This is a genomic window from Rhizobium sullae, assembly GCF_900169785.1.
Lineage (GTDB): Bacteria > Pseudomonadota > Alphaproteobacteria > Rhizobiales > Rhizobiaceae > Rhizobium > Rhizobium sullae.
The window spans coordinates 76,464-96,810 of record NZ_FWER01000032.1 but is presented as its reverse complement, the minus strand read 5'-3'; the positions used below and the strand labels follow the sequence as shown (position 1 = coordinate 96,810).

The window sequence follows — 20,347 nt, the reverse complement described above, 5'->3', positions numbered from 1 at the left end:
GCGATCTTTCGGAACTGTTCGAATATTGCGGCGATCGGCATGGCTGCTTACCGAGGCAGTGCCGAAACAGCCGTTGAATATCAGAGCCGGCGGCGGAACTCGCTCGGCGTGATGCTCGCCACTTTGCGAAAGGTCGCGGAGAAGGAGGATGAGGTCTCGTATCCGACGATGAGAGCGATATCGATGATGCGCAGCGTTCGGTCCTTGAGCAGCATCTTGGCATATGCGATCCGCTCGCGGGTCAGCCATTCATGCGGCGTGTATCCGGTGGCCATTCGGAAGGCCGTGCAGAAATGGAAGCGGCTCAAATTGGCGAGATCCGCCAGCTCCTGCAGCCTGATATCGGCCGCGAGATTTTCACGCATGTAGCTGGTGACGCGCTTGAGCTGCCAGCCCGACAGACCACGCCGCGGCGGAGGCGAGATCGGCGCCGGAACCGCTGAATGTGATCTGATAAGCTGGAGGCACACAAGATCGAGGAGCTGCTCGATGAACAGCTGAGACATCGCGTCTTGCGAACTGATCTCGTCGTTGATCAGGTTCATGATCGCGAACAGTTTGGGATCGTTGAAATTCACGCGGTCGAGCAGCTCGGGCTCGCGGCCGGTGCCCACCTGATCGGTGCATGCCAGGAGGCGGCTATGGCCCAGAAAGATGTTGGAGACCTCGACGGCGCCATCCGCTCGCCACAAGCCATCATGCCCTCTAGGCGCGAATGTTATCGTCCCCGCCATTGCGGGAGCGGAAATCGTCTGTTGGCCCATCTTGACCGAAGCCATGCCTTCCCCGGCATATTTCGCAGAGAGAACATGATCCTTCAAGGGCGGAAGATTGTATTCGAACGGTGCGTTCCACCATCGGCCGACGAGCCGGGTGTCGCCGGAAAATACCTCTGGAATCACAGGTGGCGCTCGGCCTCGCTGCAAACGGCGAATATGAACGGTCGTGTTTGCCAGCGCACTCCCACCCATGGCGATATCTCTTGTCGATCCGCAGGAGCCCTATCTCCTGGAATGCGTAGCATTTCCCGCGCCGATTGAGAATGTTGGCCGCGTACCCAATTTGGCTTAATTTGCGCTCCCATTGCCTTCGAAGCAGCGGCATCCCGGGCAGCACTTGGCTGGAGCCGGCCCTTTGGACGGTCAAACTGTCGCAGACGTGGAACAAGGGCAGCGGTGCTGTCGCTGTTCGCAGCTGTCATCCGGCAGCCCCGGTTCCGGGCCACCTCTCTTCGACGGCATCCGGACATTGCCCGCCTCGCCGCCGCTTTCGGACGGAGGAAGCATGATGTCCGCATTGGAACGCCTGCGCGCGCTCACGCCGCAGCAGCGCAATACCGTCATAGCCAGCTATCTCGGCTGGACGCTCGACGCCTTCGATTTCTTCATTCTCGTTTTTGTTCTTAAATACATCGCCGAGGAATTCCACACCGACGTCCCGGCCGTTTCGGTAGCGATATTCCTCACGCTTGCGATGCGGGCGGTGGGCGCGCTCGTCTTCGGGTTGGCGGCCGACAGGTTCGGGCGGCGCGTGACGCTGATGGCGGACGTGCTGCTCTATTCGCTGTTCGAATTCCTGACCGGCTTCTCGACGGGGCTAACCATGTTCCTGGTGCTCCGCGCGCTCTACGGCATCGCCATGGGCGGCGAATGGGGCGTCGGCGCCTCACTGGTCATGGAGACCGTGCCGGAGAATTCCCGTGGTATCGTCTCCGGCATCCTGCAGGCGGGTTATCCCTCCGGCTATTTCATCGCCTCGATCGTCTTCTTCCTGCTCTTCCCGGTGATCGGCTGGCGCGGCATGTTCTTCGTCGGCGCGGCTCCGGCGCTGCTGGTGCTCTATATCCGCCGCAATGTCGAGGAAAGCCCGGTCTTCCTGAAGCGGCAGGCGGAGGGACGGCGGCCGTTCCTCACCGTGCTCAGGGAGAACATTCCGCTGTTCGTCTGGTCGGTGCTCTTGATGACTGCGTTTAACTTCCTCAGCCATGGCACGCAGGACATCTATCCGACCTTCCTGGAAATGCAACGAAACTACGACAGCTATACGACCGGCGCGATCGCCATCGTCTACAATATCGGCGCGATCTGCGGCGGGCTGTTCTTCGGGGCGCTGTCGCAGCGGATCGGACGGAAGCGGGCGATCGTCATCGCCGCGCTGCTTGCCGTGCCCGTCGCGCCGCTCTGGGTCCATGCGCCGGGACCGGTGCTGCTCGCGATCGGCGCCTTCCTGATGCAGCTCTTCGTTCAGGGTGCCTGGGGCATTGTGCCGGTGCACCTTAACGAGCTGTCGCCCGACGAGGTGCGCGGCACCTTCCCGGGCCTCGCCTATCAGCTCGGCAACCTGCTCGCTTCCGGCAACGCGACGATGCAGGCGGGGCTTGCTGCACACTGGAACGGCGACTATGCGACGGCGCTGCTGATCACCGCCACCCTGGTAACGGTGGCCGTCGCGCTCCTTTCCGGGTTCGGCTACGAGAAGAAGGACGTGCGTTTCGGCACGGAGGAGGCCGAAGCGCCGGCGGGCGCTTTACGAAGCTGAGGGCAAGAGGCGCTGGCCACCACCGTGCTTGGCCGTCTGTTTCATTCCTATTCGGCCGAGCGATCTTGCCTAGGCTTTTCTTAACTGCCGAACGCTAATGTTTCCCGTGCGGAGGTTATGTACTGCGTCCCGCCGCGAGGGTTTGATGGCTTCCACCGACAATTTCGCTTTTCTGCTGCCGGTCATGATGCTGACCTTCGGCTGCACGTTCCTGATCGTTGCCCGGTTCGGATCGCGCGAAGCGAGGCATTGGGGTGCGGGCTATATCTTTGCCGCTGCTGCGTTTTCCATGCCGCTGGCGCCTGTTGCGGTTCCGGCCCAGATGGCTTCGCTGATTGCCGATGCGCTGTTCCTCGCCGCATTTTATTTCTACGGCGGCGCGCTTCTTTGCCGCTTCAGCCGGCCTTCCTTTGCAGCATTGCGGATCGCCTTCGCCTCGATCATCTATGCTGCGACCCTTTACGCAGTTCTTGTTGCGCAGAGCGTTTCGGCGGAACTGCTGCTGAACGATTTTGCCTGTGCGTCGCTGCTGAGTTTTACCCTGTTCAAAACGGCGCGCCATGTGAAGCACCGCGCCGACGCACTGCTGCTTGCGGTTTCGGGTCTCGTGGTGATGGAGATCATCGCCCGCAACGCGATCCTGATTTTCGCCGTGCCGTCATACGGCGGCGCGGATGGTTTCCTGGCGTCGGATTACGCGTTCTTCATGCAGGCCGGCGCATCCGTTTTGGCGCTGTTCTTCGCGCTTTCTGCACTGGGGGCGGTGACCGTCGATACGATTGCTGCTTACCGCGACATCGCGGATCGGGATCCGCTGACCGGCCTCTTGAACCGCCGCGGCTTCGAGCGGGTGGTGACAGGATTGAAGGGCGCCTCGGGGGCCGTCGTCGTCTGCGATATCGACCACTTCAAGCGTATCAACGACGTGTTCGGGCATGCGGCAGGCGATACCGTGATCATCGGGCTGGCGCAGCTGTTGCTGGAGCGCGTGCCAAAAGGCGCCTTCGCCGCACGTTTCGGTGGCGAGGAGTTCGTCGCTTTCTTTCCCGGTGCCGGCCTTGCCGAGGCAGGCACGTTTGCCAACGCGCTCAAGCAGGCCTTTTCCTCAGCCAACGGTACGGCGGAGACCGGCAAGGTTACCGCGAGCTTCGGTGTCGCCGCAGCGGCGGTCGGCAATCAATCGCTTCACGGGGTGATCGGCCGGGCGGATGCCGCGCTTTACGCGGCGAAGGCGGCAGGCCGCAACAGAGTGATGCTGGAAGGCGAGCCGCACGAGGAAGTGCCCGCACTCCACGTGGCCACAGGCAGCTGACGACCCGCATCACACGATAGCCGGTATCAGATGGGCGACGAATTCGGCGGTCTTCCTGCCGTTCGCATCCTGGCCGAGCCTCTCGAATGTTGCTTGACGGTGTGCGACTGGTTGCCTCCAAGCAGCGTCAGGTGGGCCGGTCCAGCCGATCACGAAACCGACGCCGTCGGAACCCCTGCGCTAAGCCGGGTCGTCGAACGAAGCCGCCCCCTCAAGCAGACATAGGAATCCATATCTCAAAGTGATTTGAAATAAATCGCTCGCAACTTGATGGTGTATAATTGGACCGACTTGCGATCGGCCAGAGTCTTGCGGTATCTGAAGATGGGGCGAACTTGCACGCCAGGTATCAAACCTGTGCAATCAACCGCGTTTAGTAGGTCATGACTTCGGTCGAATTCGCTGGACTCCGGGGTTGTGCGCGATGAGGTTCGAGTGGCGGAAACTGAAGGGCGCACGAGGAGGAACAATCCATGCTTTACGCCATCCTGGCCTATCACGAAGAGGGAGTAGTCGAATCCTGGACCAAGGAGGAGGATGCGGCGCTGATGACCGAACTACTCCAGGTCAACGATCGCCTTGTCCAGGAGAAACATTTGGGACCGGCCGCGCGGCTTGGCCCAACGGGGCGCGCCGTGACCTTGCGGGGGGCGGGTGCCGGCATGATCACCGACGGCCCCTTTGCTGAAACCAAGGAGCAACTGCTCGGCTTCTACGTCGTGGACTATCCAACGCTTGAGACGGCCGTCGCAGCAGCGCGCGACCTGCGCCGCGCCAATCCGTCCGCAGTCTATGAAATCCGGCCGATTTCGCTTTATCTCCCTGGTGCGCCGCTGACATCCCGGGATGAGGGCTAGGCCACGCGCTGCCACTGGTGGCATGTGCACTATAATGCCGAAACAATGCCGAAGTTTTCGGTGGGGATTAGCTGCGGCATGTCCCCGTAAGCCCTTGAGCTCGGCGGGTTTACCGATACAAGCTGGCACCAGTTTTCTTCATCGGATTCGCCCATGTATTTTTCCCTCAGCCCCGCCGCCATCTGGCCGGTCGGCATGCTTTTCGCCTCCAATATCTTCATGACCTTCGCCTGGTACGGGCATCTGAAGCACAAGGGCAGTGCGATCGCCCTTGCCATTGTCGCGAGCTGGGGCATTGCCTTCTTCGAATACTGTCTGGCGGTGCCGGCGAACCGTATCGGCTCGGCGGTCTATACGACGGCGCAGTTGAAGACGATGCAGGAGGTGATCACGCTGATGGTCTTCTCTGGCTTCTCGATCTTCTGGCTCGGCGAGAACCTGACCTGGAACCACGCGATTGGTTTTGCCCTGATCGCGGTCGGCGCCTCGTTCATCTTCCGCGCATGAACGCATCCTTTCCAACAGATTACAAAATCTTTCCAATGGATTACAAATAGTCCATCTCGGGAAATTGCCGAATTGCCGACGCATTTGGCTGGGAGGCTGTCACCATTCAGTGATCAGGAGGTGATCGGCCATGAGCCTCTCTTTCCAGACGATGGCGGCGATCCGGTTCGGCTATGGATTCCGGCCGGGCGAGGCGCCGCCGCAGAGCAAGGACCAGCTACTTGGTCAGGTGAAGGACGCTGCGCGAAGCACGCCGTCCTTTCCTGCCGGCGGCATTGATGGACGCCATCGGCAGATTGCCATTCTGCAGGACCAACTCCGGGAACTCCGCCAGAGCAGCGGCGGCGATGAAACGCGCCGGGAGAGGCGCAAGGCGATCCAGAAGCAGGTGCAGCAAGGGTTCCAGCGCGACGCCAATGCGCGGCTGATGCAGGCGGTGCTTTCGCCGAACGGATTCCACGAGCGGCTTGCCACCTTCTGGACCAATCATTTCTCGACGAGCGCGAACAAAAGCCTGCCGATACGGATGATCGTGCCGCTTTACGAGGCGGAGGCGATCCGGCCGAATATCGGCGGGTCGTTCGCCGACCTGCTGCGCGCCGCGACGGAGCATCCGGCGATGCTCATCTATCTCGATCAGGCGCAATCGCAGGGGCCGGAATCAGCCCGCGGCATGAAGCAGAAGAAGGGGCTGAACGAGAATCTCGGCCGCGAACTTCTGGAACTGCATACGCTGGGCGCCGGTAGCGGCTACACGCAAGCCGACGTGCGCGCCGCGGCGATGGTGCTGACCGGGCTGACGATCGATCGCGAGGAGATGGACGCGGTTTTCCGTCCCGGCATTTCCGAGCCCGGCAGGCATACGGTTCTCGGCGTCAGCTATGGCGGCGCGCGGCGGGCCCGGAAGGACTATCTGGCGCTGCTCGACGATCTCGCTGTCCATCCGAAGACGGCTGAGCACATCAGCCGCAAGCTGGCCGTCCATTTCGTTTCCGACCAGCCGCCGGAGGAGATGGTGATGGTGATGGCGGATATCTGGAAAAAGACAGACGGCGACCTGATGGCCGTTTATGGCGCGATGCTCGACCATCCGGCAGCATGGCGCGACGAGGGCGCCAAGGCACGCCAGCCGTTCGACTATATCGTGACGGGCTTGAGGGCACTGAACGCCGGCGGCGGCAATGGCGCCGCGGCCGATTTCATGAAAGCCAACCAGGATGACGACGATGATGGGATGGCGCCGCCGAAGGACATGGCGGGTGAGGACAATGCCATGGGCGGTGATGCGGGTGCGATGGCGCCCGATCCTGCCAACGAAGCCAAGTCCAAGCGGCGCAAGGCTTTCCAGACCGCGCGTGCGCTAGGGCAGGGTGCTCTTCGCCGCATGGGTCAGCCGACCTGGCTGCCGCCAAGCCCGGCAGGTTTCGAGGAGAATTTCTCCGCCTGGATCACGGCGAGCCAGCTTGCCGAGCGGCTTGCCTGGGCGCGGCGCGCTTCCGCCCAGTTCGGCAAGGACGAGGATCCGCGCGAATTTTTGAAATCGACGCTTGGCGATGCGGCGCGCGACGAGACGATCCGCGTGGTTTCGCAGGCGCCGAACAAGATCAGCGGCCTGACGCTGGTTCTCGCTTCCCCCGAATTCAACCGCCGATAGGAGCTGGTCATGACTAGGATTACGCTTTCCCGCCGCGGCTTTCTTGCTTCCGCTTGTTGCCTTGCTGCTGCTCCGATCTTCACACCGGTTACCTTCGCCGCCATGCCCGGCGACAACCGCTTCGTGACCATCGTGCTGCGCGGTGCGATGGACGGCCTCGACCTCGTGCAGCCCTATGGCGACGCGGGCTTTGCGATGCTCAGGCCGACGCTGGCGCTGACGCCGGACAACGGCCTTCTCGACCTCGACGGGCATTTCGGGCTCAATCCGGCTGCCGCCGACCTGATGCCGCTCTGGAAGAGCAGGGAGCTTGCCTTCGTGCATGCGGTCTCGACGCCCTACCGCGACCAGCGCAGCCATTTCGACGGGCAGGACATGTTAGAATCGGGCGGCGAGCATGTGGCCGAGGAGAAGACAGGCTGGCTGAACCGGGTGCTTTCGGTGATCCCGCGCTCGGATGCCCGCAAGGCGATCGACGTGAATACCTCGACGGAGCTGATCCTTTCCGGCCCGAACAATGTCGACGTCTGGGCCTCAGATTCCAATCTCGGGATAGCGAAGGACGAGATGCAGTTCCTGATGCGGCTTTATGCCGGCGATCCGGCTTTCGCCAAGGCGATGGAAGAGGCGACGCGCGCCAACAATGCGGCAATGATCGCCGAGCCAGACGGCAAGCGCGGCGAGAAGATCGCCGACGTTGCGACGCTCGCCGGCAACATGCTGAAGGGCGACTACCGGATCGCGAGCTTCTCGATCACCGGCTGGGATACGCATGTGGGCCAAGCCGGGCAGTTCAAGCGGCCGGCGCAGGGTCTGGCGCAGGCGATCAATGTGCTGAAGGCGACGCTTGGTCCGGAGGTCTGGCCGAAGACCGTCGTGCTGGCTATGACGGAATTCGGCCGCACCGTGCGTCAGAACGGCTCCGGCGGCACCGACCATGGCACGGGCGGCTGCGCGGTGCTGGCGGGCGGGGCGATCAATGGCGGACGCATTCTCGGCAAATGGCCGGGGCTCGGCGACGGCAAGCTGCTCGACGACCGCGACCTAATGCCGACGGCCGACGTGCGCGAGATCGCCGCGGCGATGCTCTACCGCCAGTTCGACGTAACGGCCACGGACCTGGCGGGGAAGATTTTCCCGGGGCTGAGCTTCGACAAGGACTCGCAGTTTTTGAAGGCGTGATGAAGGTCGGGCGAAGGCGAAGCCGCGCCTCGAACATCATGCCGCCCATCCACGCTCGCCGTCTTCATCGCCCTCCAGGCAACCGTTTTGAAGGCTCTCGAAGGATCTTCGAAGGCGCCAGCGCCGAGGGCGGACATTCTGGCAAAAAATCCGCCCGACGCGGTTGTACCTCAGCCGCGCCGCGCCGCTTCGATCACGCCGACGTCGATCTTCCTCATGGTCATCATCGCATCGAAGGCACGCTTTGCCTGATCGCCGCCTGCGGCGAGCGCTTCGGTCAGCACGCGCGGTGTGATCTGCCAGGAGACACCCCACTTGTCCTTGCACCAGCCACAGTCACTTTCCTGACCGCCATTGCCCACAATGGCGTTCCAGTAGCGGTCGGTTTCTTCCTGATCGTCAGTTGCGATCTGAAATGAGAAGGCTTCGTTGTGTTTGAACGCCGGACCGCCGTTCAGGCCGATACAAGGAATACCCGCAACAGTGAATTCAACAACCAACACGTCGCCCTGCTGACCAGATGGATAGTTTCCAGGTGCACGAATGACGGCACCCACTGTGCTGTCGGGAAAAGTCTCGGCGTAGAAGCGGGCAGCAGCCTCGGCGTCTTTGTCGTACCATAGGCAGATCGTGTTCTTTGCCATTGCGTGGTCCTTTCGCTCTTCGTTTCCATTTCCCCCTGACATAAGAGGCACACCGTCGTTCTCCAGTCCAGATAAGCTGTTTCACGCCCCTAAATGATCGAAATGTCGGCTTTGGGGGAACAGGCACAGGAACGAGGATGGACGGAACCAGTCGCTGCCACAAAAGTGAAGTCTTCTCATCTACGGGTGTGACGAAGCGCCGTAAGCACACCTCACCCGAGCACGTCATAAAGCCGGAAGATCCAACTGATCTGATAGATTAGGCCGAGGCTAACGAAGGCGATATGGAAGCGGCGGTTCCGCGTCCAGGCGGCGATCAGGCAGAGGACGATGAAGGCGAGGTTGCGGACAACATATTCCCAGCCGAGCGCCTGGACATAGGCCTCACCCTTCAGCCAGGTATCGCCGAGGTCCACGGCATAGGCGAGCGCCAGCATGCCGAAGAACCATGCGCGGCGGGAGATGAAATAGTCCTCGTAGTCACCGTATTCCTCGATCGAGGTCGGGAAGAGCAGGACGCAGAGGAAATAGAACAGGCAGCAGAAGCTGATGAGGAAGAGGTAGACGCCGAAGGTGACGGCGACCAGCGAGCCGAGGCGATATTCCCACCACCAGAAATGGATGATGAAGAGGAACATCGACGCGACCCAGCCGAGGTGGACGTGGTAGACGCGATGCTTCTTGGGCGACTGGACGATGCCGGCGAGGCCCGTGAGCAGGCGGGTGAGGCTGAGGCCGATGATCATCGCCATCACGGCGCGGATATAGACGAAGACCTCCGGTGTCGTCGCCGCCTGCATGGTGTCACTCCTCGGGGACCGGCTTCGGCGCGCCGTTTTCGTCGAGCGCCACCATGATGAAGGTGCCCGCCGTGACCTTTTCCATCTTGTTGTAGCGCGAGCGGTGCGCCCAGGCCTCGACGCAGAGCGTGATCGAGGTGCGGCCGACGCGGTCGATGTCGGTAAAGACCGAGAGCGTATCGCCGATCTTCACCGGCAGCTGGAAGGCCATTTCCTTGACCGCGGCGGTCACCACCCGGCCCCTGGCGCGTTCGGCGGCGCGGATGCCGCTTGCCAAGTCCATCTGCGCCATGACCCATCCGCCGAAGATATCGCCTGCGGGATTGGCGTCGCCCGGCATGGCAAGCGTGCGGAGCGTCAATTCGCCTTTCGGCTTCGGGGTGTCGGTCATGGTCCCACTTCGCGATGTTTGCGGTTTCGATTCCGCTGCACGGTAATGCAAAGCGTAGGCGAAATGAACATGCAAACGGCCAGCGGTTTTCGCGCCAGGCGCCGTAGGAGCTGAAATAAATCTCTTGAACATAAAATTATGATATAATTCAATTTGTTGTAACGGGAGCCGGACCACCGGCAACCACTCTTCCGCCGCGTTATGTCATCTCGCTCTAATATTAGTTCACCGTCCAGTAATGGATGCCCCTCATCATTCGAACATCGATTCTGTATGAGAATGCCGGGGGAATTCATGCGCAATATCAAGATATCAACGCGTCTCTACTCGCTCGTCGGCCTGACGCTGGCGATTTTTGTAGCGACGATGGTTTTCTTTCTGAACTATTCTTATTCCGAACTGGAAATGGAAAGAAAATCCGGTCTTGCGCAGATGGATGCGACGGCGGTCAACATCCTGAAGAAATACTACAAGATGGAGCAGGCCGGTACGCTGACGCGCGATGCGGCGCAGGCGGCGGCGAAGGACGTGATTGCCGCCATGCGCTACGGCGGCAGCGGCTACTTCTGGATCAACGACATGCGCCCGGTCATGGTGATGCACCCGATAAAGCCGGAGCTCAACGGTACCGACCTTTCGCAGAACAAGGACCCGAATGGCAAATTCCTCTTCATGGAATTCGTCAATGTCGTGAGGGCCCACGGCGACGGTTTTGTCGACTATTACTGGCCGAAGCCGGGTGCTGAGCAGCCGGTTCTGAAATATTCGCACGTCGCAGGCTTCGAGCCCTGGGGCTGGATCGTCGGCACCGGCGTCTATTCCGACGACCTTGCAGCGCTCTACTGGCAGAACGCAATCTGGGCGGCGATCCTTTGCGCCATCGGAGCCGCGATCATCGTTTCCGTTGCCTATGCGATCGTCAAGAGCGTTACCGCACCTGTCGCGCGGATCGGCGCGGCGATGACTGAGATCGCAGCCGAGAATGTATCGGTCGAAATTTCCGACAGCGGCCGGCGCGACGAGATCGGCCACATGGCGAAGGCCCTGCTGGTGCTCCGCGACTCGATGCTCGACCGCAGCAAGATGCGCACCCGCGAAGACGAGCGCCAGCACGAGATCGACAGCGAACGCCGCGGCAACGAGGAGAGCCTGCGCGCCGCAGCCGAGCGTCAGAATCATGCGATGCAGACGCTGGGGGCAGGGCTGGAGAAGCTTGCAGCCGGCGACCTCACGGTTTCGATCGGCGATCTTGGCGAAGATTATTCGAAGCTGCGCTCCGACTTTAATGCCGCCGTGGGCGCGCTCAACGACGTGATCGAAGCGATCGCCGAATCGAGCAATGTCGTGCACGACAACGCCTCAGGTATCAGCGAAGCCACCAACAACCTTTCGAAGCGCACAGAGCAGCAGGCCGCCGCGCTCGAAGAGACGGCTGCTGCGCTCGATGAGATCACCGCAACGGTGAGGACTGCATCCGAGCGGGCGACGGAGGCCCGCGAGATGGTCGCCGAGACCAAGGCGAGCGCTGGAAAGTCCGGCGAGATCGTGCGGAACGCCGTCACCGCGATGAGCCGGATCGAGGACTCGTCCAGCCGGATCAGTCAGATTATCGGCGTGATCGACGAGATCGCCTTCCAGACGAACCTCTTGGCACTGAATGCGGGCGTCGAAGCCGCACGCGCAGGCGATGCCGGCCGTGGCTTCGCGGTCGTAGCCCAGGAGGTCCGCGAACTTGCCCAGCGCTCGGCCAATGCCGCGAAGGAGATCAAGACGCTGATCAGCAACTCGGCGGCGGAAGTCGAATCCGGCGTGGCGCTGGTGCGCTCGACGGGCGATGCTCTGGTCGAGATCGAGACGCTGGTGAATAAAGTCAACGACCACGTCAATTCGATCGCGACGGCGGCGCGCGAGCAGGCAACGGGTCTCCACGAGATCAATACCTCGGTCAACCATATGGACCAGATGACCCAACAGAACGCCGCCATGGTGGAGGAGACGACGGCGGCGAGCCAGACGCTTGCCGAAGAGAGCAGCCAGCTTCGCACGCTGCTTTCTAAATTCCGCCTCGGCTCGCGCGCACCGCAGCACTACGCACGGCGTGCAGCTTGATCAGCGATGGAGCCGGATCATTCCGACTCCTCTTCAGGCGTAAGCTTTCATTCACCGTTTTTAGCTAAATTCGATTCAAATTCTTCAATGCAAGCAGGGCTGCGGGAGCGATGGAGAGTATTGTGTCTACCTCCCTTTTCCGGCGCGTCGCGCTGCCGGTTCTGATATCCGCCAGCCTTGCGACCTGTTCCATCAGCGACGGTATGATACCGCCGGCAAGCGTCGATCGGGGCACGAAGGTGAGTTCGATCTCGCCGATGCCGGGGCAGGGCGCGATGCGCATGGCGCCCGCCGACGTGCAGGCGTCCTATCCCGTGTCCGGCACGCCGGTCTCGAACGCCGGAGGATCGGCCGACTATCTCGATAAGCCGAACCTTGCAAGCACCGGGCAGCCGGTGCGCGCGGCGAGCCAGCCGATGCCGAAGAAGCTGCCGATGATCGACAGCGACGAGGCGCTAGGGCAGGGGCAGCCGCAGAACTGGGGCGGTACCCAGCAGCTTGCAGTGCCTTCCGGCGGCGTCAACATGGATGCGGAGCTTGGCGCGCAACCGGTCGTCGGGCTGGCGCAGGAGCAGCAAATGCAGATCGCCGAAGGGAATTCCACCGAGCCGGTCATCGACGGGATCGGTACCGACAACCCGACGCAGCTGAATCGGGCGGTGGTACCGCAGCCCACCGCGCAGGCGGAGATGAGCCGCCCTCCCGTCTGGAACGACGGCAGTTCGGTGATCGAGCCGTCGCGCGTTCCGGAAGAGGACGAGAGCCAGGAGGTGGCGATGCTCAGGCCGAACGACCCGATGATGAGCCGGCCGGTTGCCCCGGACCCGAACGTGATGCCGGCCTCCGAGCTTTCCTGCCGCCGCGAGCTGAAGCGCATGGGCGTGACCTTCATCAACAAGCCGGCGATCAACGACGGCCCGGCCTGCCAGGTGCCCTATCCGGTTTCGCTGCAGGGGCTTTCCGGCAATATCGGCGTGAAGCCGGCGGTGACGCTGAACTGCCAGGTGACGCTTGCCTTTGCGAAATGGGTGAAGAACGAACTCGCGCCGTCCGCCCGTTTCCGCTACTGGTCGGGCGTCAAGACGATCCAGCCGCTCGGCGGCTATTCCTGCCGGCGCATGAACAACAGCCGCCAGCGCTACAATCCGATGTCCGAACATGCGCGCGGCAACGCGATCGACGTCGGCAAGTTCGTGCTGAAGAACGGCCACCAGATCGACGTGCGCCGGAAAGGGCTCTTCTCCTTCCGCGAAGGAAGGCTGCTCAAGGCCGTGCGCTCCGACAGCTGCCAGTATTTCAACACCGTCCTCGGACCGGGGAGCAATCCGGAGCACTGGAACCATTTCCATTTCGACCTGAGACCGCGCAAGGGCGGCAGGGTTTATTGTAATTAGCAGCGGGAGTAGATGGTTGCTTCGGGCCAAAACGAGCCACGGTGACAGTGTCGCGTTCTCGCTAAGGGTAGTCCCAATACCTCATCCCTGACGCGAAGGGGAATCAAGGCGGTTCAGTCACCGTTTGGCGCTAAGAATACGCTTCCAAATTGTACCGTTCAGAAATCTGTCGAAGACGATAAAATATGCAACGATCAATGCAAAAGCCACAAGCGCTGCCCAACCGCGAGAGCCAACGGGACCGTTTGCATTGGCAACGCGGACTCGGGCGGCGTCCTCAGACCGGATCGCGAAAATCGTCAACGCGATCCGGTTCCGACAATCATTGCTCGATCCTGGGCGCTACTCGTTGATCTCTGGCTCTATAAGCCTTGCCAGGTTTCGCAGCGACTCCTGCCAGCCGAGATAGCAAGCCTCGGGCGGAATGACGTCCGGAACGCCTGCCTGCGTTATGTCGACCTCGGTTCCGACTAGCACTTTCTTCAAGGTCACAGTGACGTCCATTTCGCCGGGCAGGTTGGGGTTGTCGAACTTGTCCGTGTAGCGCACGAGTTCGCCGGGGACGAGCTCGACATATTCGCCGCCGAACGCTTCGCTTTTGCCCGTTGTGAAGTTGCGGAAGGACATTTTGAATTTGCCGCCGGCTGTCGGCTCAAAGTGATGCACCGTGCAGGTATAGCCGTTAGGGGGAAGCCACTTGGCGAGCGCGTCCGCCTCGATGAACGCGCGATAGACCTTCTCAGGGCTGGTCGCCAGGACGCGATGCAGGCGTATGGTGTTCGGCATGGTCGTGATCCTTTTTGAATTGACAGAATTGAATTGACGATCCTAAGGACGAACGAGGCTTTGCCAATCCGACACCGGATCGATCCGTTACTGAGGTAAAATTACTCAGACCTCGCAACCTTGTGCCCTCGTCGTCTCGCTATACCCACCGCCTGACGCGGGCCTTGTAGGCCAAATAGACGCCGCCGAATTTCCGTTCGAGATAGGCCTCCTCGCGGGCGACCACGCCGTAGCGAATGACGAGATAGAACGGCACCAACAAGGCAATGAGCCACAGACTGTCGATGGCGATGGCGACGCCGATGAGGCCGAGGAACATGCCGATATAGATCGGGTTGCGCGTGAAGCGGTAGGGTCCCTCGTCGACAATCGTCGCCGTCGGCTGGGTGGTCTGGATCTGCGTTCCCGCGCGACGGAAGGTCGTCGCCGCCCAGATCAGTAGCGCCAGGCCGGCGAGGAACACGATGCCGCCGAGCGCGCCGGCCGGCATCGCTGCCGGCAGGAACGGCAGCGGATAGAGCCAGTTGAGCACGAGCCCGGCAATTACAGCGAGCGCCCACGCGATCGGCGGCCGCACCGCCGCGCCTGAACTGTCGCGAAAATTCCCGGTCGCCTCGTTCATACCACCCATCCGATCTGCTCTCCGCACCGGAATTCTAATGCACGGAGAGCGCGTCTTTTGTAACTGCCAGAGCACGCCACCGGTTGGAGTTTACGTCGCTTTGAGAGAGATTTGAAGGTCGAGCGGCGCGGACACCGAAGGAGCGAAGTCGGCCGACCCTTTTCCTATGCAAAGCGAAGCGGATTTTGATTTAGGTGCCCGTTCTCCGGTTCAGCGGCCACCTGAAAACTTCCGTTCTCCGCCCTGGTTCGAACCCCTGCATCCTGATCGTGCAAGTTCCGCCTTGGATGAAAGTGTGCCCGAGGTACGGAACAAAGAGCCGGCCGAGCGTATTAGTCGGGCGAAACGCTGCGTTTGAGCTCCGCCTCGTTCCCGTGAGACTAAGATGGCCATCAACTTCAATCACACTATCCTGTCGGCCAGAGACAGTAAGGCTTCGGCAGATTTCCTGGCTGAGATGCTGGGATTGCCAGCGCCGCGGCGCTGGGGACCGTTCTACATGGTCACGACCGACAACGGCGCCAATCTCGACTATATGCATGCCGAAGGGGAGATCGGACGCCAACACTACGCCTTCCTCGTGGGCGACGCCGAGTTCGACGCGATTTTCAACCGACTTCGCGAGCGGAACCTGGGCTACTGGGCTGATCCCGGCCAGAGGAAGCCAAGCGAGATCAACGACCACGACGGTGGACGCGGTCTCTATTTCGAAGACCCGAACGGTCACCTGCTCGAAATCATCACGCGTCCCTATGGCAGTGGCGGCTGGAATCCGTGAGCCTGGAGTGAAACGCGCCGGCCCGGCAGCTTCGAGCCAGAAGCTGCCCAGATGTTGCCGACTGGACATCATGCACAGGCTATGCTGCCCCCCTGCCGAGGAAGACGACCATGACCGTCAAACGCATCGTCGCGAACATCGCCGTTTCCGATATCGCAGCCGCCAAGGCTTTCTACCGGGGCATCCTTGGCATGGACGTTGTCATGGATCATGGGTGGATCGCAACTTATGCGGCGGATGCGAGCGCGAGGCCGCAGGTCAGCTTTGCGACCGAAGGCGGCTCCGGAACGCCGGTGCCCGACCTCTCCATCGAAGTTGATGATTTCGACGAGGTCTATCAGCGGGTCATCCGCGAGGGTATCGCGGTGGAATATGGTCCGGCGAACGAGCCGTGGGGTGTGCGCCGGTTCTATGTGCGTGATCCCTTCGGCCGGTTGGTGAATATCCTGCGACACGCGTAATTTCGCCGCGGTCCTGCAGGAATCCGATGCTTTCCGGCCGGAAAAAAGAAAGCCGGCTCAGGAGCCGGCTGAATCTGGGCCGGCCGGGCAGGGGAAGCGCGAGGCCGGAATTCAAGGATTTTCGTGACTGGCAATAACTGCTTACTATACGCCGAGGCAGCGGAAAAATGGGCGTAACGAGCGCCCTTGAAGCGGTTCCGCAAAGGGATGGGCGGCGGCGCGGAGACCGTTGGTTGCCTCGATACTGCTTATCTCCGAACAAGATCACCGCTTGATGACAATTAAAACCTGCCGCTGATTTTCTTTCCCATGATCCGGCCTGCTTGGGAGTGGGTAGGTCGCAATGCCGGCTGTTTCGGAGCTTTTCCTTTTTGCACTGATGCTGGCGGCTGCAGGTGCGGTCGCGGATCTGCTTGCCGGTCTCATCGGCATCGGCGGCGGCGCGATCCTCGTTCCGGTCTTCTATCAGGTGTTCGGCTGGCTCGATGTGCCGGAAGTGGTGCGCATGCACCTGTCGGTTGGCACTTCGCTTGCGATCATCGCGGTGGTGCTCATCATTCCGCTGACGATGTATATCGCGCCGATCGGCGCGCACCCACCGGATGAGCAAGCGTCAATTGGAGATCGGCTTCGGCATCGTCCTGATCGTCACAGGCGCGCGGTTTCTCATCAGCATCTACGCATAAGGATGCTTTCGCTGAATAGTCTGTTCAGCGCTGACAGGATGTCAAAGTGTAACAAAGGGGTTATATAGCGGACGAAAAACGAGGAAATACTCAAGAAATCCGCAATGGCACCCATCATTTCCATCCGAAATCTCACAAAAAGCTACGCCAATGGATTCGTGGCGCTGAAGGGCATCGATCTCGATGTCGAGAAGGGCGAGATCCTGGCGCTGCTCGGGCCCAACGGCGCGGGCAAGACCACGATGATCTCGATCGTTTGCGGCATCGTCAATCCGACGGGCGGCGAGGTGCTCGTCGCCGGGCACGACGTCGTCAAGGACTTCCGGGCGACGCGGACGATGATCGGGCTGGTGCCGCAGGAACTGACGACCGACCAGTTCGAGACTGTCTGGAACACGGTGAGCTTCTCGCGCGGGCTGCATGGCAAGAAGCCGAACCCGGCGCATATCGAAAAAGTGCTGCGTGACCTTTCGCTGTGGAACAGGAAGGACAATATGCTGCGCGAGCTTTCCGGCGGCATGAAGCGGCGCGTGCTGATTGCCAAGGCGCTGAGCCACGAGCCGGAGATCCTCTTCCTCGACGAGCCGACGGCGGGCGTCGACGTGACGCTGCGCAAGGATATGTGGCGCGTCGTCGAGAGGCTGCGGGAGTCCGGCACCACCATCATCCTGACAACGCATTACATCGAAGAGGCCGAAGAGATCGCCGACCGCGTCGGCGTCATCAACGGCGGCGAGCTGCTGCTGGTCGAAGACAAGACGGCGCTGATGACGAAGCTCGGCCGCAAGCAGTTGATCCTCGAGCTTGCCGAGCCGCTGGACAGGCTGCCCGACTGTTTCTCCGGCAACGGCCTGTCGCTGGAGCCGGACGGCAACCGGCTGATATACGATTTCGATGCGCAGAAGGAGCAAGAGAGCATCGCCGCGCTGCTCACCCGGCTTGCGGCGCAGAACATCCACTTCAAGGATCTTTCGACGCGGCAGAGCTCGCTCGAGGATATCTTCGTGGCGCTCGTGGGAGGCGCAAGATGAACTTCGAAGCCATCAAGTCGATCTATTTCTTCGAAATGGCGCGCACGCGCCGCACACTGCTGCAGAGCGTCTTTTCGCCAGTGATCTCTACCTCGCTCTATTTCATCGTTTTTGGTGCTGCGATCGGCTCGCGCATCCAGGAGGTCGAAGGCGTTTCCTACGGCGCCTTCATCACGCCGGGACTCATCATGCTGACGCTGCTCGGCCAGTGCATCGGCAACGGCTCCTTCGGCATCTACTTTCCGAAATTCACCGGCACGATCTACGAGGTGCTGTCGGCGCCGGTTGCGATGACGGAGATTCTGCTCGGCTATGTCGGGGCTGCGGCGACCAAGGGACTGCTGATCGGGCTCATCATCCTTTTGACGGCCAATGCCTTCGTGGACATCAGGATCGAGCATCCCTTCATGATGATCCTGTTCTTCCTGCTGACGGCGGTCACCTTTAGCCTGTTCGGCTTCATGATCGGCATATGGGCCGGCAACTTCGAGCAGCTGAACCTGATCCCGATGCTCGTCGTGCCGCCGCTCACCTTCCTCGGCGGCAGCTTCTACTCGATCAACATGCTGCCGCCCTTCTGGCAGGCTGTCAGCCATTTCAATCCAGTGCTCTATCTGGTGAGCGGCTTCCGCTGGAGCTTCTACGGTATTGCCGACGTTAACCCTCTGCTCAGCCTCGGGATGATCACCATGTTCCTGGCAATGTGCCTCGCGACGCTCGGCTGGATTTTCAAGACGGGATACCGGCTACGGAACTGATAAGATGCAGGCAGCGGCGGAGCCGGGTTTCGCGGAACTTTTGCTGGTTATCGACGCCCAAAAGGCGTTCATGACTGGAGCGGATGCAGTCCCGGATCATCGCGCGCTGGAGACGGCTCTTTCTTCATTGGGGCGGCTCGGAAGGCGTCCCGGCGAGAATGGCAGCGCGGGCGGCGGAATGGTCATTGGGTGACGAGGCCGTTATCGTGGCGTCCGTTGCCGATGTGCACTTCAGGAGGAAGCCCGGCTGATGCGGCCGATTCCGGACATGATTGACTGATGGCAATGCCATTCCCTGAAGCTCAGCCTTGCGTCGGGCGGATGTTGTTGACGGCGATGTCGCCTTCGAGGACGCCGCGCCGCAGGTCGCGCCTGCCATGCTCGATCTCGATAACGGTATAGAGCTTGTCGTTGCGGAAGGCGCTGGCGTTGATCGTGGTGACGTCATCGGCAGGTGCGGAATCGATCTCCATGAAATCGAGTTCGCGGCTTGCTGCAACGATGCGGGCATCACCGGCTGTGCGCGCCGCGACCACGACTTCGCCTTGCGAGGGCGAATTCTGCCAGTTCAGGTCGTCGGCGGCCGCGACCGGGACGACGCGGTAGACATTGAGGGCTTCGCCGTCGTCCGGTGTGAAAGAGGCTTGCCTGGCGGCATCGTCAATCTGGGCCCGGCTTTCGACCGATTTGCCGAAGCGGGTGCGGCTGATGCCGTTAAATGCCTCCGTGCCGCCGGTCCTGGCGCTGTTCGACATGATCGGCCTCCTTTCCGAGAATGTTCTGGCCTGCAATCAGATCCGGTTGATTGTCGGCAGAAAGGACACGACCTGTCTGCGGCGGGCAGCATCCAGCGTATCGATGCGGTCTGTCCAGAATTGCGCGGCCTCGGGCGTATCCTTTTCCCAGCAGCGGGTGGATACGATGTTATCGTCGATGACAGCGCGGCGATGGCCGCCCAGGCGGATATATTCTTCCGCAAGTTGCTTTGAGGGATTGTCCATGACCAGCGCCTCCTTTCAATCCATTCAACCCAAATGCGGGACGCAAGGTTCCATGGGTTGAAGAATATAGAGCCGGACCTTGACGCTATGCGCCGCTCTTCAAGCGCTCTTTGGTCTCTTCTGAGACGTGTTCAGCGCCACGGCGGCGCGAATGAGCGCCTTCAACGCCGTGTCATCGATCTCGCCGCCCTCGTGGAAATCGATCGCGCGCCTCATGTTGCCTTCGAGGCTGGAGTTGAAGAGGCCTGAAGGGTCCTCCAGCGAGGCGCCCTTGGCGAAGGTCAGCTTCACTTTGTCCTTGTAGGTCTCGCCGGTGCAGATCATGCCGGTGTGTTCCCACACGGGAACCCCCAATATGTTCGAGGGCTTTTTCCATTTCACCTCCTCGACCACGTCCGGGTCGGCCTCCTTGATGAGGGTTCGGATCCGTGCAAGCGTTTCGCCCCGCCAGTCGCCCAGCGCCGCGATCTTTGCATCGATCAACTGCGAGGGAGAGGCTTCGGCTTCCTTCGAGGCGCTGTTCTTCATGGTGTTTGTCGCTTTCTTCCTTGTCAAATTGCTACGTTTGGTGCCGCCGAAGCTAGTAAATTGGTAGCAGACTCGTCTAGCGTCGCTCCGTGATCGGCTTACCCGGCCCGCACCCGGAAACTGCCATCCCATGTGCGTTACGGTGTCTGTGACGCCGCAAGCCAGTTCGGCGACATGCGCTTGAACCTGCTTCAAAACCCAATGTCTATTGAGCTATCGAACACCTGTTTCTGCCGATTAACGAATAGCGGCTCGAATGCGCCGTTGGAACTCGGTGTTCGCCAACGTCGTCGTTCATAGGTCGACTC

The 20,347-nt window shown here is 61.1% G+C and carries 21 protein-coding genes and 1 pseudogene; 13 read left to right on the top strand and 9 right to left on the bottom strand.

What is annotated here, in order from left to right:
• Positions 1 to 80 precede the first annotated feature (80 nt).
• Positions 81 to 902, bottom strand: a complete 822-nt coding sequence (locus BN1800_RS24810; protein ID WP_244564622.1) for a helix-turn-helix domain-containing protein — start codon at positions 900 to 902, stop codon at positions 81 to 83.
• A 385-nt stretch (positions 903 to 1,287) separates the two neighbouring features.
• Here BN1800_RS24810 and BN1800_RS24805 point away from each other — a divergent pair, with 385 nt between their 5' ends.
• From BN1800_RS24805 to BN1800_RS24780, 6 genes are all read left to right on the top strand, one after another.
• Positions 1,288 to 2,538, top strand: a complete 1,251-nt coding sequence (locus BN1800_RS24805) for an MFS transporter (protein WP_087001576.1) — start codon at positions 1,288 to 1,290, stop codon at positions 2,536 to 2,538.
• Positions 2,539 to 2,683: 145 nt separating this feature from the next.
• A complete protein-coding gene (locus BN1800_RS24800) occupies positions 2,684 to 3,850 on the top strand; it encodes a GGDEF domain-containing protein (RefSeq protein WP_087001559.1) in 1,167 nt (388 codons plus the stop codon).
• Positions 3,851 to 4,323: 473 nt separating this feature from the next.
• Complete coding sequence (locus tag BN1800_RS24795; RefSeq protein ID WP_027511915.1) at positions 4,324 to 4,707, top strand: YciI family protein; 384 nt, start codon at positions 4,324 to 4,326, stop codon at positions 4,705 to 4,707.
• A gap of 153 nt (positions 4,708 to 4,860) precedes the next feature.
• Positions 4,861 to 5,214 (top strand): DMT family protein, encoded by a 354-nt coding sequence (locus BN1800_RS24790; protein ID WP_027511914.1) that lies wholly within the window; start codon positions 4,861 to 4,863, stop codon positions 5,212 to 5,214.
• 130 nt (positions 5,215 to 5,344) lie between these two features.
• Positions 5,345 to 6,868: a DUF1800 domain-containing protein gene (locus BN1800_RS24785; protein ID WP_087001558.1), complete on the top strand. Its 1,524-nt coding sequence runs from the start codon at positions 5,345 to 5,347 to the stop codon at positions 6,866 to 6,868.
• 9 nt (positions 6,869 to 6,877) lie between these two features.
• Positions 6,878 to 8,050, top strand: a complete 1,173-nt coding sequence (locus tag BN1800_RS24780) for a DUF1501 domain-containing protein (RefSeq protein WP_087001557.1) — start codon at positions 6,878 to 6,880, stop codon at positions 8,048 to 8,050.
• Positions 8,051 to 8,220: 170 nt separating this feature from the next.
• On the opposite strand, the gene BN1800_RS24775 is transcribed toward BN1800_RS24780, so the two are convergent.
• From BN1800_RS24775 to BN1800_RS24765, 3 genes are all read right to left on the bottom strand, one after another.
• Positions 8,221 to 8,694 carry a VOC family protein gene (locus BN1800_RS24775; RefSeq protein WP_027511911.1) on the bottom strand — a complete coding sequence of 158 codons (474 nt, stop codon included), beginning with the start codon at positions 8,692 to 8,694 and terminating at the stop codon, positions 8,221 to 8,223.
• 212 nt (positions 8,695 to 8,906) lie between these two features.
• Positions 8,907 to 9,494 carry a hypothetical protein gene (locus BN1800_RS24770; RefSeq protein WP_087001556.1) on the bottom strand — a complete coding sequence of 196 codons (588 nt, stop codon included), beginning with the start codon at positions 9,492 to 9,494 and terminating at the stop codon, positions 8,907 to 8,909.
• Positions 9,495 to 9,498: 4 nt separating this feature from the next.
• Entirely contained in the window at positions 9,499 to 9,885 is a 387-nt protein-coding gene (locus BN1800_RS24765; protein ID WP_027511909.1) for an acyl-CoA thioesterase, read from the bottom strand.
• A 294-nt stretch (positions 9,886 to 10,179) separates the two neighbouring features.
• Here BN1800_RS24765 and BN1800_RS24760 point away from each other — a divergent pair, with 294 nt between their 5' ends.
• Both BN1800_RS24760 and BN1800_RS24755 read left to right on the top strand, forming a co-directional pair.
• The gene (locus BN1800_RS24760; RefSeq protein ID WP_087001555.1) at positions 10,180 to 11,994 is read left to right on the top strand and encodes a methyl-accepting chemotaxis protein; all 1,815 of its coding nucleotides are present in this window, start codon (positions 10,180 to 10,182) and stop codon (positions 11,992 to 11,994) included.
• A 110-nt stretch (positions 11,995 to 12,104) separates the two neighbouring features.
• Positions 12,105 to 13,388 carry an extensin-like domain-containing protein gene (locus BN1800_RS24755; protein WP_087001554.1) on the top strand — a complete coding sequence of 428 codons (1,284 nt, stop codon included), beginning with the start codon at positions 12,105 to 12,107 and terminating at the stop codon, positions 13,386 to 13,388.
• Positions 13,389 to 13,730: 342 nt separating this feature from the next.
• On the opposite strand, the gene BN1800_RS24745 is transcribed toward BN1800_RS24755, so the two are convergent.
• Positions 13,731 to 14,174, bottom strand: coding sequence for an SRPBCC family protein (locus tag BN1800_RS24745; RefSeq protein WP_027511905.1), 444 nt, complete (start codon positions 14,172 to 14,174; stop codon positions 13,731 to 13,733).
• Between the two features lie 139 nt (positions 14,175 to 14,313).
• On the bottom strand, positions 14,314 to 14,805 hold the full coding sequence (locus tag BN1800_RS24740; protein WP_244564621.1) for a methyltransferase family protein: 492 nt from the start codon (positions 14,803 to 14,805) through the stop codon (positions 14,314 to 14,316).
• 376 nt (positions 14,806 to 15,181) lie between these two features.
• Between BN1800_RS24740 and BN1800_RS24735 the strand changes: the two genes are divergently transcribed.
• From BN1800_RS24735 to BN1800_RS24715, 5 genes and pseudogenes are all read left to right on the top strand, one after another.
• Positions 15,182 to 15,574: a VOC family protein gene (locus BN1800_RS24735; protein ID WP_087001552.1), complete on the top strand. Its 393-nt coding sequence runs from the start codon at positions 15,182 to 15,184 to the stop codon at positions 15,572 to 15,574.
• 110 nt (positions 15,575 to 15,684) lie between these two features.
• Complete coding sequence (locus BN1800_RS24730; protein ID WP_087001551.1) at positions 15,685 to 16,035, top strand: VOC family protein; 351 nt, start codon at positions 15,685 to 15,687, stop codon at positions 16,033 to 16,035.
• A gap of 343 nt (positions 16,036 to 16,378) precedes the next feature.
• Positions 16,379 to 16,576 (top strand): annotated as a pseudogene (locus BN1800_RS24725) (sulfite exporter TauE/SafE family protein); the annotation flags it as partial.
• Positions 16,577 to 16,825: 249 nt separating this feature from the next.
• The gene (locus tag BN1800_RS24720; RefSeq protein ID WP_027511900.1) at positions 16,826 to 17,752 is read left to right on the top strand and encodes an ABC transporter ATP-binding protein; all 927 of its coding nucleotides are present in this window, start codon (positions 16,826 to 16,828) and stop codon (positions 17,750 to 17,752) included.
• Positions 17,749 to 18,510, top strand: coding sequence for an ABC transporter permease (locus BN1800_RS24715; RefSeq protein WP_027511899.1), 762 nt, complete (start codon positions 17,749 to 17,751; stop codon positions 18,508 to 18,510). Before BN1800_RS24720 ends, BN1800_RS24715 begins: the two co-directional genes overlap by 4 nt.
• A gap of 302 nt (positions 18,511 to 18,812) precedes the next feature.
• Here the strand turns inward: BN1800_RS24715 and BN1800_RS24705 are convergent, their stop codons facing one another.
• From BN1800_RS24705 to BN1800_RS24695, 3 genes are all read right to left on the bottom strand, one after another.
• Entirely contained in the window at positions 18,813 to 19,265 is a 453-nt protein-coding gene (locus BN1800_RS24705; protein WP_027511897.1) for a hypothetical protein, read from the bottom strand.
• A gap of 36 nt (positions 19,266 to 19,301) precedes the next feature.
• Positions 19,302 to 19,511, bottom strand: coding sequence for a hypothetical protein (locus tag BN1800_RS24700; protein ID WP_037142889.1), 210 nt, complete (start codon positions 19,509 to 19,511; stop codon positions 19,302 to 19,304).
• A gap of 99 nt (positions 19,512 to 19,610) precedes the next feature.
• Positions 19,611 to 20,039 carry a DUF1801 domain-containing protein gene (locus tag BN1800_RS24695; protein ID WP_027511895.1) on the bottom strand — a complete coding sequence of 143 codons (429 nt, stop codon included), beginning with the start codon at positions 20,037 to 20,039 and terminating at the stop codon, positions 19,611 to 19,613.
• Between the last annotated feature and the right edge of the window lie 308 nt (positions 20,040 to 20,347).

Coding starts and splice junctions, on each gene's coding strand:
- BN1800_RS24805 (WP_087001576.1), top strand. CDS start 1,288: ATGTCCGCATTGGAACGCCTGCGCGCGCTCACGCCGCAGCAGCGCAAT.
- BN1800_RS24800 (WP_087001559.1), top strand. CDS start 2,684: ATGGCTTCCACCGACAATTTCGCTTTTCTGCTGCCGGTCATGATGCTG.
- BN1800_RS24795 (WP_027511915.1), top strand. CDS start 4,324: ATGCTTTACGCCATCCTGGCCTATCACGAAGAGGGAGTAGTCGAATCC.
- BN1800_RS24790 (WP_027511914.1), top strand. CDS start 4,861: ATGTATTTTTCCCTCAGCCCCGCCGCCATCTGGCCGGTCGGCATGCTT.
- BN1800_RS24785 (WP_087001558.1), top strand. CDS start 5,345: ATGAGCCTCTCTTTCCAGACGATGGCGGCGATCCGGTTCGGCTATGGA.
- BN1800_RS24780 (WP_087001557.1), top strand. CDS start 6,878: ATGACTAGGATTACGCTTTCCCGCCGCGGCTTTCTTGCTTCCGCTTGT.
- BN1800_RS24775 (WP_027511911.1), bottom strand. CDS start 8,694: ATGGCAAAGAACACGATCTGCCTATGGTACGACAAAGACGCCGAGGCT.
- BN1800_RS24770 (WP_087001556.1), bottom strand. CDS start 9,494: ATGCAGGCGGCGACGACACCGGAGGTCTTCGTCTATATCCGCGCCGTG.
- BN1800_RS24765 (WP_027511909.1), bottom strand. CDS start 9,885: ATGACCGACACCCCGAAGCCGAAAGGCGAATTGACGCTCCGCACGCTT.
- BN1800_RS24760 (WP_087001555.1), top strand. CDS start 10,180: ATGCGCAATATCAAGATATCAACGCGTCTCTACTCGCTCGTCGGCCTG.
- BN1800_RS24755 (WP_087001554.1), top strand. CDS start 12,105: ATGGAGAGTATTGTGTCTACCTCCCTTTTCCGGCGCGTCGCGCTGCCG.
- BN1800_RS24745 (WP_027511905.1), bottom strand. CDS start 14,174: ATGCCGAACACCATACGCCTGCATCGCGTCCTGGCGACCAGCCCTGAG.
- BN1800_RS24740 (WP_244564621.1), bottom strand. CDS start 14,805: ATGGGTGGTATGAACGAGGCGACCGGGAATTTTCGCGACAGTTCAGGC.
- BN1800_RS24735 (WP_087001552.1), top strand. CDS start 15,182: ATGGCCATCAACTTCAATCACACTATCCTGTCGGCCAGAGACAGTAAG.
- BN1800_RS24730 (WP_087001551.1), top strand. CDS start 15,685: ATGACCGTCAAACGCATCGTCGCGAACATCGCCGTTTCCGATATCGCA.
- BN1800_RS24720 (WP_027511900.1), top strand. CDS start 16,826: ATGGCACCCATCATTTCCATCCGAAATCTCACAAAAAGCTACGCCAAT.
- BN1800_RS24715 (WP_027511899.1), top strand. CDS start 17,749: ATGAACTTCGAAGCCATCAAGTCGATCTATTTCTTCGAAATGGCGCGC.
- BN1800_RS24705 (WP_027511897.1), bottom strand. CDS start 19,265: ATGTCGAACAGCGCCAGGACCGGCGGCACGGAGGCATTTAACGGCATC.
- BN1800_RS24700 (WP_037142889.1), bottom strand. CDS start 19,511: ATGGACAATCCCTCAAAGCAACTTGCGGAAGAATATATCCGCCTGGGC.
- BN1800_RS24695 (WP_027511895.1), bottom strand. CDS start 20,039: ATGAAGAACAGCGCCTCGAAGGAAGCCGAAGCCTCTCCCTCGCAGTTG.